The following is an 18,909-nucleotide window of genomic DNA, read 5'->3' on the forward strand; positions in this document are numbered from 1 at the left end:
GTGGAGTCGATCATGTGGGGGCGCAACGTTACATTCAAAGTAATTCTCAAGATTTCGGATGCTTCATCAAAAGTTTACGATCGCCAGGAAGTTGGAACGGGAAGCCCCGTGAGATGCTTTCTGATGGAGCAGTTCTGCCTGCTGACCGCTCCGGCTTAAGCCAAGGCATAACAGTCTATAAGTGGCAATCAACGTAGGTGTTAGAGCTTAAAGCCTAAGGCTGAACGCTAAAAACTGAACGCTAAAAGCTGAAACGCCTATGATGAAGAATGAATGCTTTAGTTTCGCACCATGCAATTTATCGATCAGGCAGAAGTACAGGTACAGGCAGGTAATGGAGGTGATGGGCTAGTTGCCTTCCGCCGAGAGAAGTACGTGCCTGCTGGGGGACCGTCGGGCGGTAATGGTGGTCGAGGTGGTTCCGTGATTTTTCGCGCAGTGGAGAACCTGCAAACATTGCTGGATTTTCGCTACAACCATCTGTTTAAAGCAGACGATGGGCAACGGGGTGGACCCAACAACCGTACAGGAGCCGCAGGGCACGATCGCATCATTGATGTTCCGTGCGGCACGATGATTTACGACGCAGAAACGGGTGAACTGTTGGGCGATCTGGTTGAACCGAACCAAACGTTCTGTGTGGCGAAGGGGGGCAAAGGCGGGTTAGGCAATCAGCACTTTCTTAGTAATCGTAACCGTGCTCCCGAGCGAGCCTTACCTGGGCTGCCTGGAGAAGCCCGCTTTCTACGCATGGAACTGAAACTGCTAGCTGAAGTAGGCATCATTGGTCTGCCGAATGCGGGTAAATCAACACTGATTGCAGCACTGTCTGCGGCTCGACCCAAGATTGCTGATTATCCCTTTACAACGCTAGTGCCCAACTTGGGCGTGGTTCGTAAGCCCACGGGAGATGGTACTGTCTTTGCCGATATTCCGGGTCTGATTGAAGGCGCACATATGGGAACAGGCTTGGGGCACGACTTTCTACGCCACGTTGAGCGGACGCGGTTGCTCTTGCATCTCATTGATGTGACAAGTCCTGATCCGATCGCCGATTACCATACCATCCAGCAGGAACTCCATGCCTATGGGCGTGGGCTGACCGAGCGTCCCCAACTCTTAGCGCTTAGTAAACTGGATGCGATGAGTCAGGAAACTGAAGCGATCGATGACCTTGCAGCGCAACTGCACGCATTAAGTCACGTACCTGTTTTTCAAATCTCAGCCGTCGCACGCATTGGGTTAGAGCCATTGCTTAACCAAATCTGGCAATCTTTGGATGAGCTACAAGCCGAGGAGTTGGAAGCCGAAACGCTTAACAACAGCCTAGAACCGCTCGACCTCAATGCCATTGCTCCGACCCCATTGAATATCTAAAGGCGGAATTTGCTTGGCTGGCAATCGCTCGACTAACGGTCGCAGCTTCCCATTAGGGAGTCTGGATCATAGCAGTATTGGCGGGAAGGTTAAGGGCACGCTCAGAATCAACAGGCACACTGTTCTCAGCTCTAGGCAGTGGTTGCTCTGGTGCTGTCGCAGGATTTACAGCCGGGCGCGGTTGGGCTGCCGGAACACGGTTGAAATACTGATAAACAGCGCGTGACGTATTTGCTACCAGGTCATAGGCGCTGTCGTCGTTGAACGAGCGCTTCACCAGCACCGTCAGCGAGTAACGCTTGCCATTGGGCATATCAATCAAGCCAACATCGCCAATCAGCCCACCAATATCGCCAGTTTTGTGAGCGATCGTTGCGCCTTTACCCAAACCTTGAGGCAGTTGGCTGCGGTTGACTGTGCGCTGCATGATGTCCAACACGCGATCACGCGATCGCATCGAAACCAGTTCCCCCTGACTAATACGTGTCATCAGAAATGCCAGCTCTTTGGGGCTAGTCATATTCGTTCCACTTAAGTCAGGCAACAGATTGTTGAGTGTTGTAGAAACCAACCCCCAAGACTGAAACCGCTGGTTTAAGGCTGCGATACCGCCCAAGCGAGCGATGATCATATTCGTGGCTGTGTTGTCGCTAATGGTAATCATTTTGGTTGCGGTTTCCAGCGCTGTGAGCTGTGTGCCCACAGGCAACCCTTGCAATTCGCCTGATCCGCCTGCCACTAATTCTTTTTGCATTGTGAGCCGCTCGTCCAGACGAATTTTACCTTCGTCAACATCCTGGAAAAAAGCAACTAAAATCGGCACCTTAATGGTGCTAGCGGCGGCGAAAGAAGCACCACCGTTGAGATCCATATAGGCATTAGTATCCAGATCAAACAGGAACATTCCCGGTGTGAGTTTAGGATGCTGCAATGCTAGCGTTTGCAATGCCGCTTTGAGGGCTGTCAGTTCTTGCCCGATTTGGGGTTGTTGCGCTGCTGAAGGAGTTTCTGTCGTCGTGCCCTGTGACACTACGGCTGACTGAGCGATCGGTGTGCTTCCAGCAGCGCCACTTTTTGAGGTTGCTTGCTGTGATGTGCCTGCGGATAAACGAGCAGCTGGATCAAACATTGACATCACTGTGCCAACCAAAACGCCGATGCCAACGCTCAAAATTAGCATCCGCGCTGCATAAAGCCCTGCGGAAAAACCGCGCGATCGCGAACGAGCTGGAGTATCGCGCTTCTGGTTAGAGGCGGACGATCGCGCGTTCCAGTCAGTACCCTGCGAACTCTCAGCGATCCCCAAACCGTTGCGACGTTTGGTAGACAGTCCACGACGAGCTGAAGACCGTCCTACCTGTTGCTGTGAAGAAGCACTTGCTCGATCTCGCTCTCCCGTTTGGGATGACAACTGAAACGCTGGAATAGCTCGTGAGCCAGAGTTTTTAAAGGCACCACGACCCTCTCTGGTAGCGGGTAACTTTCCGCGCGATGACACAGTGCTAAGGGTAGAGGAAGAGCCGCCAAATTGCCGCGATCGCCCAAAGACCGCCTGCCGCACTTGTTCATCAGCTAATTTCGCAGCAGCCTGATCCTTGGTAAGGCGTAATCGTTCGTTAGGCTTCGACTGTTGAAAAAAGTTACGCGGTGAATCAACGGTAGCCCCCTTAACATCTTTTCGCGTTGCTGGCTGTTGCTTTGATCGACGCGACAGCCGCTTACTTCCCTGCCCGAACAAAATTTGCCAAAGGTTTCCCCGCTGCCGTTTATTAGTACGAGCACTGATGCCCACTCGTTGTAAACCAGGATCTCTTGTGCCAGAAGGCTGATGAGCACTTGATCGAGGGGGCTCTAGTGGCGATTGCCGATGAGCGTTTGGGTAATCACGCAACGATCGCCCTGATCCAGACATCTGAGTGGAAGAGAAGGAATTATCACTGCGTGATCTGCGCGACAAATCGCCCGACTCTGGCATAACACACTCCAACAAAAAGCTGAGAGAAACGATTAAAGCTGATACAAACGTGAGATGCAAGCCCCGCTTTACAGTAGCAGAGCAATACTGCCAGCGCTAACCACATTTTGCTGCTCGCTTGCATTGCCGCCCAAGCTATCAGAATTGTAGACTAACCTCTCCTCAAAAAAACGTGATTTCTTGACGACTGACATCAATCCCTGAGCAGGATGTCTATGTCCTTTTAGCCCTTGCCATTTAATCCTCAGTGGGTGTGCGATCGCTCTTTGTCTGCTTGTCGAGCGTCCCAGCTTTTTGAGTTGCCCATTCAACCTGGCTCAAAATGCCCCGCAACATTGCCACCTCGTCGCTAGAGGGCAGTGCCCGGTTAAACAAGCGCCGAAACTTGTGCATACGGCTGGCGGCTGTGTGTGGATGCAGATAGCCGATCGCTAGCAAAACCGTCTCCAACTGTTGGTAATAGCCTTCTAGAACATCGAGAGCAGCGGGGGCAAAGGGAAGAGGAGAGAAGGAAGCGGGAAGAGGAGAAGGGGCGACGGGGAGAGGGGCAGCAGGAGAAGAAAGAAATTGGTACAACTCATAGCAGCAAATCGCTACTGCTTGCGCCAGGTTCAGCGCCGCATACTCAGGGTGAGACGGAATCGCCACAAAACGCTGAGCATGATTGAGTTCTTCATTGCTCAACCCTCGGTCTTCAGGACCAAAGATCAGCGCCCCCATTGCTTGTCCGTTTTCTAGCTGGAGCGGTTCCAGTAGCCAGGGCAGGGCAGTTCTAGGAGGCTCTAAGATGGTGTCAACTCTAGGGCGGGCAGTGGTCGCGATCGCTCGTTGGCATCCGCGTAACGCCTCCGGCAGCGTTGCTACTACTGTCGCCGCTGCCAACACATCTGCCGCATGAACCGCCATCAAGAGTGCGTCTGCACCGAGTTGATCGCACTGTGGATTTACAAGCACCAAATGCTGCAAGCCCATGTTTTTCATGACGCGGGCGATCGCACCTACATTCAGCGCACCAGCCGGTTCAACCAGGACAATGCGAATTGTTGCCAAAACCGACTCAGCCATGTGTTAGAAGGTGAAGAGTAAGAGCTTAAAAGACGGTACAGATTGTGTGGTGTTCTGCGCTAATTCTGCATTCTATCGCCTGACTCTTTACTATTATCTTCTCACTCCTCACCATCATGGGACGCGCCCGCTCAAAAGCTGACTTACCAACAAAAATCTGCCCCGTGTGCGATCGTCCCTTCACCTGGCGCAAAAAGTGGGAAGATTGCTGGGATGAAGTGAAATACTGCTCAGAGCGCTGCCGTCGCCGCCGTTCACAGAGCCAGTAGCTGTGGTTGTAAAGCTCTGTAGGCATAGAAGGAAGCGGTTAGTTGTTAGCTGTTAGCAGTTTTCTTTCCGCTACTGTTACTTAATGGTAGTAAAACGTTTACAGCACAGAGGTTTCAATCATGGCAGCAGAACGGGTGCAGCCCAAGCTGATTATTCACGGCGGGGCTGGAAGTTCCTTAAAAGGTAAGGGCGGCGCTGAGTCGGTACGCAAATCGCTGTATCGAGTGATTGATGAAGTCTACGAGTTGCTGCTGTCAGGCGCAGCGGCTTCAGCAGCGGTCATTCATGGCTGCCAGATGTTAGAAGATGATCCCCGCTTTAATGCTGGCACTGGCTCTGTTTTGCAGTCAGATGGACAAATTCGCATGAGCGCTGCCCTAATGGATGGAGCCAGCCAACGCTTTAGCGGTGTCATTAACGTTGCACGGGTGCAGAATCCCATTCACCTGGCAAAGGCGCTGCAAACCTCCCACGATCGCGTTCTGTCAGATGTGGGAGCCGCTGAGCTGTTGCGCGAACTCGAACTACCCGCCTACGATCCCCTGACGGAAATTCGACTTCAAGAATGGATACAGGAACGCCAAGGCAATTTTTCGCGAGAGATGGCAGGCGTTGTAGCCGAGCGCGAACTGGTTGAAGATACGTCTAGGCGTGGCACGATCGGCGTTGTTGTTCTGGACAATCAAGGATGCATTGCAGTCGGCACTTCAACGGGTGGCAAAGGCTTTGAACGCATTGGGCGCGTTAGCGACTCTGCCATGCCCGCAGGCAACTATGCGACGGCTCACGCGGCAGTCAGTTGTACTGGTATTGGCGAAGATATTATCGACGAATGTCTGGCAGCCCGTATTGTTGTGCGGGTAGACGATGGACAACCGTTGGTGGGCGCTTTCGAGCGTTCGTTTCGAGAAGCACACAAGCATCAGCGCGATTTAGGCGCGATCGGTCTAGATGCGACTGGTGCAATCGCGTGGGGCAAAACGAGCGAAGTCCTTCTTGCTGCCTACCACAATGGCGAAAGAGTCGGTGACACACTGGACTGGAACGATGGCACGCTGGCGGGCGGTCTTTCAGAATGTAGTGCTAATCACCTGTAGCTCTTTGTTGCAAGGGGTGGAGTTTGTCCTCTCCACCCAAGAAATATCTTTGTGTCCGGTCAAAATTAAACAACCTGTAAACATAGCCCCCTAATAGCGCTCAACAACTTAGTTAATTTTGACGCGGAAGCGGATAAAGCCATAGGAATTGTTTGGCGTTCCAGGTGCAGTGGCGTTTGGTAAGTTTGCAGGACTTTTAACCACATTCACCACCACAGCTCCATTGGTATTGGCAGCAGAACAGGCAACTGAAGGCACGGCACCAGGGTTAAAAAACTGTCCTCCGTCCGCATCGGGCACATTAGTCAAGTTGGTTGGTATGGCACCGATCGTGAGATTGATCCCTGACACTGGGACAGTGCTGAATGAGTCAGGCACAAAGGTGCTGTTACTTGGCACTAAATCACAGAGGCTAATATTGGTCGCTGCTGCTCCACCATCTGACAGAAAATAAATGGTGTACTCTAAGATGTCTCCCGGTCGAAGGGTGCTACCACTAATGACCCCTTTCAAATAGGTACTGATACCATTGTTTGCATCTACAGGTGAGGGCCAATTAGGGGCATTATCAGCCGTTGACGTAGGGTCATCCACTACATTAGACAATGTTGCACTATTAGTGGCAGTGATACGTTTAACTAGTTGCAACCGAGGTGAAGCAGAGGGAGCAAAGGGAATGCTGACACTCGCCTGATCGTTTTCACCAGGGTTGTTATTTCCTGGAGTAGAGTTAGGGTCAACTTGATCAGAGGCGGATACCTCAGCCGTATTAGTTACAGCTGAACTGGTGTTGACAACTACTGCAATTTGCAGAGTGGCGCTGCTGCCATTGGCGATCGTGCCCACCGTCCAGCGTCCTGAGACGTTGTTGTAGGTTCCCTGGCTAGGCGTTGCCGACGAGAAGGTCACACCAGATGGCAGCAGATCTTGCACCGCCACACCGGTCGCGCTACTAGGACCTGCATTCGTTACCGTTACCGTATAGATGATTGTTGCTCCCACCGCTGGGGCAGGAACATTAACGGTCTTAGTAAGCCGTAGATCTGCTGTAGGGGTAATGGTTGTAGTGTCTGTCGCACTGTTGTTGCCTGAAGTCGGATCGGTAGTGCCAGAAGGAGGCGCAACAGTGGCGGTGTTTGTAATGGTGCCGGTGGCAGAAGCAGCAACTGTTCCGCTGATGGTTAGGGTGATGCTCTGTCCAGACGCAAGCGTTAAGCCAGTCCAGGCTCCAGTGCTACTGTTGTAGCTACCTGTGCTAGGTGTGAAAACAGGCGATTGCATTGCCGTTGGTAGCGTATCAGTCACCGTGACGCTGTTGACCGTGCTGGGACCATTGTTGGTAACAGTAATGGTGTAAGCAATGGCACTCCCTACTGTGGTGCTGGTTTGCCCATCGGTTTTAGTAATGCTTAAGTCGGCAGCGGGGACAATGGTGGTTGGATCGTTAGCCGCATTGTTTGTGGTGTTCGCTTCACCGCCTCCGGCAACATTGGCGATGTTAGTGACGCTACCGGGGGCATTGCTAGCAACGTTAACCGTCACGGCTATTGGTAAGTAGCTAGTATTTGCTGCTAATCCATCATTGCGGGTGCAAGTAATAGTTTGTCCAGCAATACTGCAACTCCAGCCTGTCCCTGTAGCGGCAGTAGGAGTCAGCCCGGTTGGAATAGTATCAGTCACCGTAACAGTGCCAGTGGTTGCAATACTGCCAGCATTTGTAGCCGTGATGGTGTAAGTGGCTCCCGTTTGTCCCTGGCTAAAGTTACCCGGGTGGGTTTTAGTAATGGTGAGGTCTGGTGCTGGATTAATAGTGGTTGGGTCGCTACCGCTATTGTTGCCCGTATTACCGTCATTGCCACCGGAAACGGTAGCGATGTTAGTAACGCTGGCAGGTGCATTTGCCGCAACGCTCACAGTCAACGTAATGATAGGGTAGCTGGCAAGAGCTGCTAGTACATCAGTACGAGCGCAGGTCACGGTTTGTCCTGCAATAGAACAAGTCCAGCCCGTGCCACTTGCTGCCGTGGGAATCAGCCCAGCAGGCAAGGTATCAGTAACGGTGACAGTGCCGCTGCTTGCCACACCACCGTTATTGGTAACAGTGATGGTATAAGTCCCGGTACCGCCTTGCGTAAAGTTGCCCGTGTGAGTTTTAACGATGGTTTCGTCTGGCGTACTGGGGATGATATTAACGAGTGTGGAAACGGCAGAGCTAGGTATATACGTCCAGATATCCAGTCCTTTCGCGTCACCAAACGCACCACTACAAGAGGTGTTGGTATTGGTGCCACTTGAACCAAAGCCTCGCTGCGTTGAGGCAGTATCGAAGCCAGTAATCAGATTGCTGTTAGGAATGGACGGTGGAGCGATGCCGCAAAGGACGGTGCCCACAGTGCCGACAGTAGTGCCGCCAATTGTCCTATAACCACGATCGTCATAGAAACCAGTCCTATTGCCCAGTGGGTTGGAGGCATTTAGGAGGTTAAAACTAGGTCCACCACGAGTACTACTTTCAGCATCCAATAAGGGAAAGTGGTATTCACCGTTACGCACTGTAATCCGAACGGGATAGTTAGAACCAACTGGGAAAAAGGCACCAGTGTTGTCTCTACCATCCCAAGCGATCGCCTGAATGCCAGATGTGGTGACCAATCCCACCAGTCTGCGGTTTTGAGCGTTAGCCGGGTCAAAGTTAACCCCATCCCGGCTGAGAATGATTTCATAGCTACCTGTCACATTGCTATTAAAACGGAACGTGCCACCTGTATTTTGAGCAGAGGTATTCCCAGCAACAGTGCCCGTGAAGCTAGCGCTACTGACCGTTGGAGTGGTAGGGATGAGCGGAATGCCAAGTGCGGCGATCGATTCCGTTGCGCCAGCACTGCTCATCGGATTATTGAAGAACAGAATATGGTTTGGCAGCGCCAGGTTTGTTGTCCCTTCAAGCAGTGTCAGTTGAGCACCATTTCCCAAAACGTCGTGATAGAGAGGTGTTTTTCCATCACTATCATAGAAACCAACATCGTTGCCATACATGACCCACCCGTTTGCATCCAGCCCATTAAGGTCTGTGGCATAGCGGTAGCCATCTTTCGTGACCATATAGATATCGGATTCAACGGATCTACCGTTCCCGCCCGTAAAGAGTGCTAGGTAGTTGGCAAATAGTCGTCCGTTGATATCTGTCGTTGAGGTCAGGCTGCTGCGAACGGTGACATCCCAAGCAGCGGTACTGGTCGCCTGAGCGGCACTAAAGTTGTTAGCCCCAGCCATGTTAATCTCTCCTGTTGGACCGCCGCCTGCGGTACTGTTACCACCAGAGGGACCATAAAAAGCTACATAGTAAATGCCACTAGTAGGAGCCTGATAAAAGCAGGGAACGTAGCCAGTCGAGATCTGATTGCCCCGTGTTGCAGTTAATGGAATCGTGATGGTGTCTGGTCCTGCCAACTCTTGGGTGCGGCTGGTGATTCTCCCCTGATTGGTGTTTAAGGTTGCGGCTCTTTGAGTCGAACACTGATAGCTAGGCGTTGCTGGAATCGTTTCGTTGCCAATGCGCCCTGACACCGTACCAGGGTTAAAAATCACAACATCGCCAAGCGTAGTACCGTTAGTAACTCCAACGGCCGTTGAACCCGTTAAAATGTACTCACCCGCATTGGCATAAACTTGCAGCAGTGTGCGGCGCAGCAGGGAGTTATCAACAGGGGCTGTAGGACCATACCGTGTGTTTGCGACCCACTCTAGGCTGGCTCTAGAACCTGTAGCACCGTTTGGATAAAGGTTGCGGCTACCTTCTGCCTGTGCTGGATTGACCCAACTACCAATTGCACAGAGCAGAAGAACAGAACTACTAAGCAGATTTCCTTTAGAAGGTAGATGTTTGAACAAATGGCTCATAGTCATTACTGCTTATGGATCCAGAAGGACGGCTGAAGTGGGAATGGTTCCAGGTAGGGGAACAGCGGGTGTAGAAAGTGAGGAAATTAGGGGCGTGGGGACAGATGGAGAGGCAGGAGCGATCGGAGGAACAGTCAAGGCTTCACTGGAAGGCGTTATAGCAACAGGTACACTAGGCTGCTGTTGCGGTGGTGGTACTCGCTGTTGACCAAAGCCATTGAAGAGTTCATTGAGTTTGATGGTAATGCCGAGGTAGGGTCCGCCAGAGGAACGGGAATTACTGCCAAAGTCGCGATCGCCCACACTGCCAAACATATAGCCTGCGGCGAGGCGCAAATTAGGTGTCAAATAATAGCCCACTTCTGCAACCAAGCCTGTTTCGCTATAGCCAACGCCCAGCTGATTGATCCAGCGGGCTTCACCAACTAAATCCCACTTATAGCCGAGGCGATAGGTAGCGCGTGCTTGAGCCAAGGTAACAAGCCCCGTGCCAACTAGATCACTTGCTAAATAAGAGGTGCTGCTCCGCAACGCAAACTTGCCGTAGAACTCCCAGCGCCAGTTGGGGGCGTAGATTGCCTCCGCTGCCAGAACATGATCAACCGATCCAGTACCGCTGCCAAACAAAATAGTGTCGGGGGTAATGGCAGGATTTTTGCGATACTCGTAGCGCAGTAGGGCGTTGAATTTATCGTCGTTAGGGTCGCGGTATGCCAGTCCTAGTTTCAAGCTAGCGGTGTCACCCAAACCAGTAAGCTTCTGGTTGGCAGCGTTGGCTTGCTGATAGCGGAAGAGCGCGGTTAAAGCAGGCGAAAGTTTACCCGTAGCAGCGGCAGAAATGACGGTATTGCTGCCCTCAGAGGAGGTGCGATGCTCGAATCGGGCGCTTGCCTGGAAGTCGGGATTATCGGTGTAGGTAATACCGACGCTGTAAGTATCGCCCGATTGCAGCCCTACAGAGGCAGAAGACTGACCGGGCGCGAAGGGCTGAGCAAATTGGGTGCCAGTCGCTGTTCTACCCAAAAAGTTGCCAAAGACGTGTTCGTACGCCAGATCCATCTTGAGACCGGGTGCAAGAAGGATCTGGTGGTTGATGCCAACAGCTCCGTACATAGTCATCGCTTCAGACCCTTTCAAAAGCGAAAGTCGTCCGCTTAGGGTGGTATCGGGACCAAGTTTGTAGTCTCCGGCAACGCCTAAGCTGGTAATAGACTGTCCAGCAAATTGTCCCCGCGTATAGAACTGCTGAGCCAATTGGATGTTGATACCGGGCATCGCCTGCCAGTTCAGCGCTAACAGGGTGCGATCGTTATACACGGCATCAGTCTGAGCTGAAAGGGTAGTTTCGTTCTGTGCCAATAAGGTCAGACGGGTGTTGAGGGGAATGGTAAGGCGCGATCGCAACTGGTCAGAGGTCGTGTTGAAGGTTGAGTTCATGCGGTCGGTGCGATCGCGGTGAAACCAGTCAACCGCCAGTTCTGCCGAGCCAAGCTTTTGCACCACTCCAGCGGAAATTGTGGTTAAGGAATTATCCACTCTGGAACCGGGGACGGCTTCTAATCTGGGAGTCAGCAGATCTTCAAGTGTAGTCAGCGGACGGGGTGCAATCCCTTTGTTGTCTTCGTGGTCGTACTGGAAACGGAGTGCCGTAAATGGAGAGAGTTTGGCGTTGACCTGAGTACCGTAGCGGGTTTGACCCGGCACAAAGCTAACCGTAGCGTTATTGGCAAACCCTGTTTCAGCAGAGCGGTAATAGGCACGTCCGTGAACGCCCCTGGCGATTTCCCCTTCTAGTTCAGCCCGATATGCTGAGCCGCTTATCTGACCTAATGTTTCAGAAAGGTTGCTGGAGTGGGCAAATTCTGCAATTAGTCGAGCGTTAGCACCCAATGAAATGTAGGCATCTGCGCCGTAAAGTTCAAAGTCGCGGTTGCCCTGGTCTTCTTTTAAGTAGGTCGCTCCAAGCCAGCTTTCCCGATTCTGTCCGCGCGAAAAGTGGTAGACTGCCCGCCCTGCATAAATGCTGTTATCCGAACCTGGCGTATCGTATTGATAGGTGACGACAATCCGGCGTACCAGGGTTTCGCCATCGGTGCCAACATCTGTCCGCAAAATGGGTCGACGGAATAGCAGCGCGCCGCGATCGTAATCAATTTCATAATCGGGTCCCCGGCTTAGTGACTTGCGTTCGAGTACAGTGCCAGGGCGGTTCAGGTCTTCCAGTTCTAGAAACACGTTTTCGCTGCCTTCAACCAGCAAGCGGCGAGAGAGGAAGTAGTAGCCGCTGGTGCCGTCGGGAGCGATCGTGTCTCGCTGAAAGCCCTGTACATTGTTGCCGTAGAAGCCCGTCAGTTGCAAGTTACCAACGTTGTAGTTGATCTTCAAGCCATGGAGTTGGCGGGTAATGGCGGTGAACTCTTGCGATAGCCGTGCAAATTCTTCCGTGTTGTAGTCGCCCCACATGGCGTAGTCGATGCCAGCACTGGGGATGGGTGACGTTCGTTCTAGCCGCAGGTACACACTATCAGTAGAGGGCGCTAACACCATGGACTGGGAGCTGTCGCCATAAGTGGGATAGGTTTGGTCACAGGACTGGGTATCGCGGAACAACCGCGTGGTACCGTCGCAGGTCTGGTTCAGAGCGCGGTTACTGTTGTATGCTCCGGTGAACAACCAGTCGCCAATTTTCCCGGTGGCAAACACAGCGCCACGTATGTCCAGTTCATAGCGGTTGTTGCGATCGGCAGGTAAAAAATCCCGAAAGCTGTCGTAAAAGTTAGTGCCCCGTTTGCCAAAGCGAATGTCGATGACTCCAGTTGCGATCGATGGACGCAAATTGGTTTCAAACAAGAGTTGCGTAAAGGCTTCCAGGCTACCCGCTACTGCCCGAACATTAACCGTTCTGGCATTCAAGCTGGAACGCAGCAATGCAGTAAATTGTCCCTGAATCGCCTTCACCTGAAAGCCAGGCTGATCGGGGCTAGCATCTGCCCCTGCAAATTCGCCTTCAGAAGCAAGGAGCGTGACGATCACATCCCGGCTGGAGCGGTTGCCCTTGTCATCCAGAAGCTGCCCCTGCACCGTGGCAGTCGATCGCCCATCTGCCGGAATCCTTGCCTCAAGAGTGCTGACCGTCATCTGCTTCACATCGCCGCGCACCTGCACCTGCGTCGAGACCAGTTCACCTGCAACTCCATTTGTCCTTGTCTGGGCAGTCAAAATGTTCTCGCCCTCTTTCAATGACACCCCATACCAGATCTGCGTTACAATGCCAGTCGTTTTGTCCGTCTCTGTGCGACCGATTAGGGTATCAGGCACCATTACGCCGTTGACTTTTAGCTCAATCTGACTACCCTGGGCATATTGCAACGTCACCGTAGCAGCAGGGACATCGAGAACAGTCTGGGCAAGCGGCAGTAGAATTTTGACTTGGCCAGGAGAGGGAGCAGGGAGGGCAGGTGTAGCGGAAGCAGCGGGAGCAACGGGGGTGGCAGAAGCAGGGGAAGCAGGGGGAGCGGGAGAAGGCGCAAGCGTAGGAGGCTGAACCGCTGGCTGATCTACCGAGACGGGTGCAACAACTGGTGTATCTGTAAGCTGGTTTGTCTGATTCACCTCTGCAAGCACCTGGGACGCAGCAGACGACGTTTCTGAAGTGGGAGTTGCTGCTTGAGCTGGAGCCTTCAAGAGACAGAGCAGTAGCAATTCAGAGGACAAGGACAGCCCAAGTAGAGCCGCCTTCGCATAGCGTTTTTTCAATTTCATGGTTTAGCACCTCCTCCAGCCGAAGGAGTGACAGCAAAGTTCATCCGCACCATGCCGCTGGGTTCTAGATGCACCAAGCGAGACTGGCTATTGCGTTCGCTGAAACGAAGGTTAGGAGCCAGGGTGTAGCCTGGAATGCTGCTCAGGTCAATGACCCCAGTGCGATACCCTGGCAGCACATTGGCAACCGAAAACAACCCATCAGCATCGGCGGCAATGCGGTTGCCATCATCCATGAACACAACCGCATTCGGCACTCCCGGTTCTCCGGGTTGCTGTTCGCCATCGAAGTTTTTGTCGATAAAGACTCGCCCGATAATGGTGCCGCAATCGGTGATGATGCCAGAGCGAAGCCGAAGCTGGTGAATGGCTGGACCATCCTTTACCCCAAAGCCGTTATCCGTCCGCTGTCCAGAGACGATCGCGCTATTTTGTCCCTTGCCCCGCAGCGCATCGGGCGTTACCACTGCCGCGTAGGCAATACTTAAAACCGAGCTAGGATCGGTTGCACCCTGCGGCAGAGACGTTTCAATGTTGAAGGTGACTGTAGAACCGTTCTGAGCAGTGGTAATGAGAACAGGCGTGCCGCGAAAATCACCTCGTACCGCTTTCGGCAGGAAGCGGAAGCCTAGCGGTAGGCTATCGGTAATGGTCAAATTGTTAAGCGTGGCACTAGAGAGGTTTCTGATCAACAGGCGATAGATCACGGTATCTCCCGGTTCTGCCGTGGCACGATCGCCCGTTTTGATGATTTGAATCTCCTGCGCCTGACAAACCCCCGCCCCTAAACTGAGCGTAGCAATCACTAGACTGGTCTTTTCCGCATCCTGAATGGTGATGGTGTCTGTAACAGAGGTGTTATTGCTGCCGCTGCTAATCGGTTTGCCATCGATCGCCGTTGCCGTGTAGGACACCTGATTGCCGTTACGTGCCCCGATCGTTAACCGAAAGCGACGCTGGGCATAGATTGAGTCACGGGGCGGATTAATCACCAGAATGTAAGAGCGTCCCTGATCGAGTTGCCCTTTCCGCGCATCCAGCATGAAGTTGTAAACGCCACGGTCACTGTTGACAAGCGAGAACGGGTTACTGTTTTCGGTGTTGGGCGATCGACCTTCTGGAATGCCATTGCCTGGTCTATCCGGCACTTCCGTTGGCGACAGCGACAGCAACCGTCCCAGATTGACTCCAGTTGGGTCAGCTACGTCAGGCTCATACAGCGCGATGCTGAAGCCGGTATAGTCACTCAAAGCCTCTCCCGCACAGCCTACAAGTCGTCCCAGTGGGTCAATCAGACTCGGCGTAAACGTACTTCCAATCGAGTTTGTGGTGTTGCTGATTTGCACAGACTCGTTTGAACCACAGTTCTGGGTGTTTCCCGTTTGCGGATCGCACAGCGGCAAACTAAGCACGTCGTACTGATAAGAAGCCGAGTTTTGTAGCTGAATGCTGGGTGCAGTCCTTAATGCAGTGCCTGGAGCTGATGGAGTCTGTGCCTGAGCAACTGAAACAGAGAGCAGACTACTGATCCCCAAAGTGGCGGTCAGTTGTTTCAGGCGTTTAAAGTGACGAAAAGTCTGATGTGACATCAATGCAGCCATCACTGGAGAAGGGAGAGGAGGATCTGGGGAGTTGAGGGAGGGCACTAGGGGTAAGGAGAGAAGCACTTGCGTCCTTTGCTCTTGACCTGTTGCTAGCGGCGCTCTGGTCTACCTAAAAACAGACAAACGTTCTCTGCCGGAAAGCCTGGTGAGCTTTCCGCAATCTGCAATCGAAAATTGGCAGGATGGGGCAGGTGAAGCAGACACTAAAAACAATCGATCGCCCGCTTCACCAAGCCTTTACCGAGTCTGCAACTAGCGCACTTTCACCTGGTATTCGGCGGTTACTGGGGCTTTTGCAGCCAGGGTCTTGGAGAGCTTCCAGCGGATATGAGTGTATGCCTCAGCCGGTGCGGGACGGGTTTCGACTTTGCCATTCGCTAGCTTGACCTGCACTGTGGGGGTTTCGACAAAACTGCGTCCGCCATCAATGCTGTACGTAATCTGAGCCGCTTGGCTGGCGTTCGCTTTAGCAGATTTCAGAATAAACACGGTGCTCTTGGGAATGGGCTGATTTAAGGTCAAGTTATTGACGGGACGATCGCCTTCGTTCTTGCCCATCAGGCGATACCGCAAGACATCACCTGCCTGCACTGCCAGTTGGCTGCCACCCTGCCAGGAAATCGTTTCCTTGCCTTGGGCATCTTTGCTAATCACCTGCTTCTCGCCCAGCAAAGCCAACTGCACTTTGGGGTGCTGCGCGGCTTTGGCGATCGCCACATTTGAATCAAACAGACCCGCTACAACGGGTAACTTACTAGCAAAGGGCATAGTCAGAAGCAATGCTGTGACTCCTAGACCAACCGCGAATTGACGTTTCATCAGTTCAACCTCTTCAAATAGCTAAAGATTTTGGGATGCAGAATTGTTTAGTAGCAGAAGCAGACAGGGAGAGTCGAAGGTGGGGAAGTTTGACCGAACTCAAACCTCGAAACGCGAACCTCAAACTCTCCCCCAACTGTTAGTTAATTCTGCGACGGAAGATAAACGTGCCGCTGGCTCCGGGCTGCACTGCCACACCTAGCGTATTGGTATACCGCGTGACATCCGTTGGCTGCGTCGTACCAGACTGATCGCCGCTGGGAGCATAGGCGATCGTGCCGAACTGAGCAGTTGTCGAACCGACTACGTTGCTGGTGTCAATCACGCCATTGGTGTCGTTATCTCTTGCCCAGGTGTTGGTGCCAATGGTGCCATCCTCGGTGATGATTACGTTACCAGCGCTAAGGGTGACGTTGCCTGCACCAACCGGAGCAATGGAGATATTGGTGTAAGTAATCCGATACTCAATGAATCTGCCAACCCGTAAGTTTGCAGGTGTTGGGGTTTGCGTATAGTTTTCAACGACTGTTGTGCCATCGGTCTCAAGGATGCGGGCATCTTTGACCATTCTCAGGAACCCGGTGTAAACGCGAGCGATCGAGCGGTTTTGAGTAGGCTCCGTTGCTGCCAAATCAGGTCTGCCATTGCCATTTACATCCTGGAAGGCGTAGATGGGAACTGAGAAACCATTGCCAGTGGTAGTTGAGAGTGCTGTATTGGCAGGCAGATCCACCACAACGCTGTAGTTTACTGACGTGCCTGCTGTCAGGGTCGGAATGACAATAGTGCTACCAGAGGTAAAGATGAAGTTAGTGCCGTTGTAGGTGTAAACGGCTGTTTGTCCCCCATAGCTCAGCGTGACAGTAGTGTTAATGGGGGGCAAGACCTCGCCTGCACCCGGGGTAAAGTTGGCAGCATCAGGCACCAACAGAATATTGCTTAAAGTGCCCGTGGTCGGATTGTTGATTGTATTGAGGAACGTGACCGCATTAGGGTCGATCGTGGAACCCGGAGCCGTGTTGGCTGGAATCGCCGATGACCTGTTAGTGAAATCGTCGTTGTTGTTGGTTGGTCCCACTGCCGCAGGCTGCCCGTTAGGACCATTTAGAATGGTGCCTGCTGCCGCAACGGTAAATACCGTAGCTTCACCACCAGGACCGGTACCTGTGTTGTTGTTGTTGCTGTCTACCCCATCTACCGCTGGGTTGGCGACCCCGTTAGTAGGTGTGTTGGAACCGACTGTACCATCATCATTAAAGTTGCTGGGAGTCTGATCACCTGATTCGTCGTAGACCAGAGTCGTGCCACCGCCCGCTGTTTGACCAAAGACTTGAGCCAGGTTAGCGATCGTCGTTGTAGCCGTTACGTTCGTTGTCACGACCTGGAAGGTAAATCCTGTAACCGTTGTGCCTGCAGTGATCGGAGTGGTAGATGCATCGTAAACAAAACCAACGCGGGTAATACCTGATGTTGGTCGAGTCGTTGTCCAAGTGGCATTGTTGGCAGTAACTGTGGTTGGGTCAGTGGTATACACAACCGTCCAAGCAATAGGGGTTGTAGGGGCAGTAGGGGTTCCGGTCAACACCGTTCCAGTTGGAATTGCGTCAGAAACCAGTACCCGGTTCGTGCCAATCCCATTTACTGTTGTACCCACCAAATTAGCCGGAGCCAGACCTGTACTGCCAGCCGGAGCGGTAGAATCTACCCGCAGCGACAAATTATAGGTCAGCACATCGTCGCTAAGTAGTGGTGTACTGGAATCACTGTAAGCAGAGCGGGTCTTAAGAATTGCTGCAAACGCTTGAGGCTGTGCACCAACTAGCACCTGTTGAGTGGCGCTGGTTTCCCGTTCACCATTGCTGGGGACACCTGCTGCTTCATTTGCTGTACCATTCACGTTGTCTACCGTCCGAATCTCGGTAGCCAGCGAACCATCGGGCGCATCAGGCTGGTTTTGAGTTGCTGCACTATTATCATTGAGTCCGGTATCGCCCAAACGCACGGCAACGGTTGCACCAGACGAAGCCAAGCCCGAAATTGTGACTGGTACTCGCACAATCACAGAGCCACCGGCTGGAATAGAAGCTGTCGTCACACCACCTGCCGGAACAGGGTTAAAAGTTGTTCCACCATCAATGCTGAATTGCAACGATCCAGGCGTTCCTGGTCCTGTTACCGTAGCGCTGCCTGGAATAAATAACCTCGTAGGATCATTACCGACATTGGTGAGCCGGAAGTCATAGTTGAGGACATCATTGGGCAGTACCGTACCCCCGTTAAGGTCGTTAATTGCTAATGGAGTAGCCGTGACACCTGCAACCTCTGCAACGGTCACAGTCACAGTGTTAGACGTGGCGTTGATGATTGTGCCGGGAGCATTGGGGTCTTCATAAGTTGCCGTAGCAGTATTGCTGATGGTGGTTCCAGCAGTCGTACCATCAGCAAGCGCACGGGAGGCGAGAGGCAAGAAACTACCTACTAACAGAGTCACAGCTAAAAATTTACAGTAAGACCAACGGGTTTGCGTTTTCATAATCCTGAAAAAGGCTGAACAAGTAAGTAATAGATTGACCAGACGGTATTGTGGTCACTAGAACCGCAGCCCGTTTGACGCATGAGAAACTAAAGGAGACAGGCAAAAATGCTATTGCCTAAATGATCGATAGGAGTACCAATTGATCGGACGCTGCGGCATCTAGATAATGCGATGATGCGCTCGTGCTGGTACTTTTGGTAATTGGTTAAGACGGTGAACGGCTGAGCATAAAGGGTTACTTTTTTTGCTCAAGACGTTCCTTATTGCCTTTGCAACGAAGCTGTTTTAGAAACACACAAGACTTAAATCGTTATTGGCGAAATGCTAGTGCCATCTTGCAAAACAGATCGTTTTTGTATGAAAGGTTTCACAGGCTAGGGTGCTTTCAAACAACGTTTGTCGTTACTTTTATCTAATTACCACTCTTTAGATTGTTCCAAATAGTTAAAATATTAATCTCAGTACCCTTACGGAAAATTATTTTATCAAGGCATTTGACGTTTC

General features: G+C 52.3%; 10 protein-coding genes. 3 read left to right on the forward strand and 7 right to left on the reverse strand.

What is annotated here, in order from left to right; all coding sequences use genetic code 11:
- The first annotated feature begins 291 nt into the window (after positions 1-291).
- Entirely contained in the window at positions 292-1,377 is a 1,086-nt protein-coding gene (gene obgE, locus H6F76_RS28495; RefSeq protein ID WP_190513443.1) for a GTPase ObgE, read from the forward strand.
- A gap of 52 nt (positions 1,378-1,429) precedes the next feature.
- Here obgE and H6F76_RS30755 read toward each other — a convergent pair whose 3' ends face one another.
- Positions 1,430-3,352 (reverse strand): serine hydrolase, encoded by a 1,923-nt coding sequence (locus H6F76_RS30755; protein WP_242036889.1) that lies wholly within the window; start codon positions 3,350-3,352, stop codon positions 1,430-1,432.
- A gap of 237 nt (positions 3,353-3,589) precedes the next feature.
- A complete protein-coding gene (locus tag H6F76_RS28505) occupies positions 3,590-4,417 on the reverse strand; it encodes an RNA methyltransferase (protein ID WP_190513445.1) in 828 nt (275 codons plus the stop codon).
- Positions 4,418-4,533: 116 nt separating this feature from the next.
- On the opposite strand from H6F76_RS28505, the gene H6F76_RS28510 reads away from it, so the two are divergent.
- Both H6F76_RS28510 and H6F76_RS28515 read left to right on the forward strand, forming a co-directional pair.
- Positions 4,534-4,686 (forward strand): DUF2256 domain-containing protein, encoded by a 153-nt coding sequence (locus tag H6F76_RS28510; protein ID WP_190451549.1) that lies wholly within the window; start codon positions 4,534-4,536, stop codon positions 4,684-4,686.
- A gap of 120 nt (positions 4,687-4,806) precedes the next feature.
- The gene (locus H6F76_RS28515; RefSeq protein ID WP_190513447.1) at positions 4,807-5,784 is read left to right on the forward strand and encodes an isoaspartyl peptidase/L-asparaginase; all 978 of its coding nucleotides are present in this window, start codon (positions 4,807-4,809) and stop codon (positions 5,782-5,784) included.
- Between the two features lie 108 nt (positions 5,785-5,892).
- Here H6F76_RS28515 and H6F76_RS28520 read toward each other — a convergent pair whose 3' ends face one another.
- The 5 genes from H6F76_RS28520 to H6F76_RS28540 form a co-directional block, all read right to left on the reverse strand.
- Entirely contained in the window at positions 5,893-9,684 is a 3,792-nt protein-coding gene (locus tag H6F76_RS28520; RefSeq protein ID WP_190513449.1) for a DUF11 domain-containing protein, read from the reverse strand.
- Positions 9,685-9,696: 12 nt separating this feature from the next.
- On the reverse strand, positions 9,697-13,446 hold the full coding sequence (locus H6F76_RS28525; RefSeq protein ID WP_190513451.1) for a TonB-dependent receptor: 3,750 nt from the start codon (positions 13,444-13,446) through the stop codon (positions 9,697-9,699).
- Positions 13,443-15,047: a hypothetical protein gene (locus tag H6F76_RS28530; RefSeq protein WP_242036890.1), complete on the reverse strand. Its 1,605-nt coding sequence runs from the start codon at positions 15,045-15,047 to the stop codon at positions 13,443-13,445. Before H6F76_RS28530 ends, H6F76_RS28525 begins: the two co-directional genes overlap by 4 nt.
- Before the next feature lie 255 nt (positions 15,048-15,302).
- Complete coding sequence (locus H6F76_RS28535; protein ID WP_190446941.1) at positions 15,303-15,869, reverse strand: hypothetical protein; 567 nt, start codon at positions 15,867-15,869, stop codon at positions 15,303-15,305.
- A gap of 139 nt (positions 15,870-16,008) precedes the next feature.
- On the reverse strand, positions 16,009-18,402 hold the full coding sequence (locus H6F76_RS28540; RefSeq protein ID WP_190513453.1) for a hypothetical protein: 2,394 nt from the start codon (positions 18,400-18,402) through the stop codon (positions 16,009-16,011).
- Positions 18,403-18,909 lie beyond the last annotated feature (507 nt).

Origin of the sequence: Leptolyngbya sp. FACHB-321, assembly GCF_014695975.1 — a bacterium.
Lineage (GTDB): Bacteria > Cyanobacteriota > Cyanobacteriia > Leptolyngbyales > Leptolyngbyaceae > Stenomitos.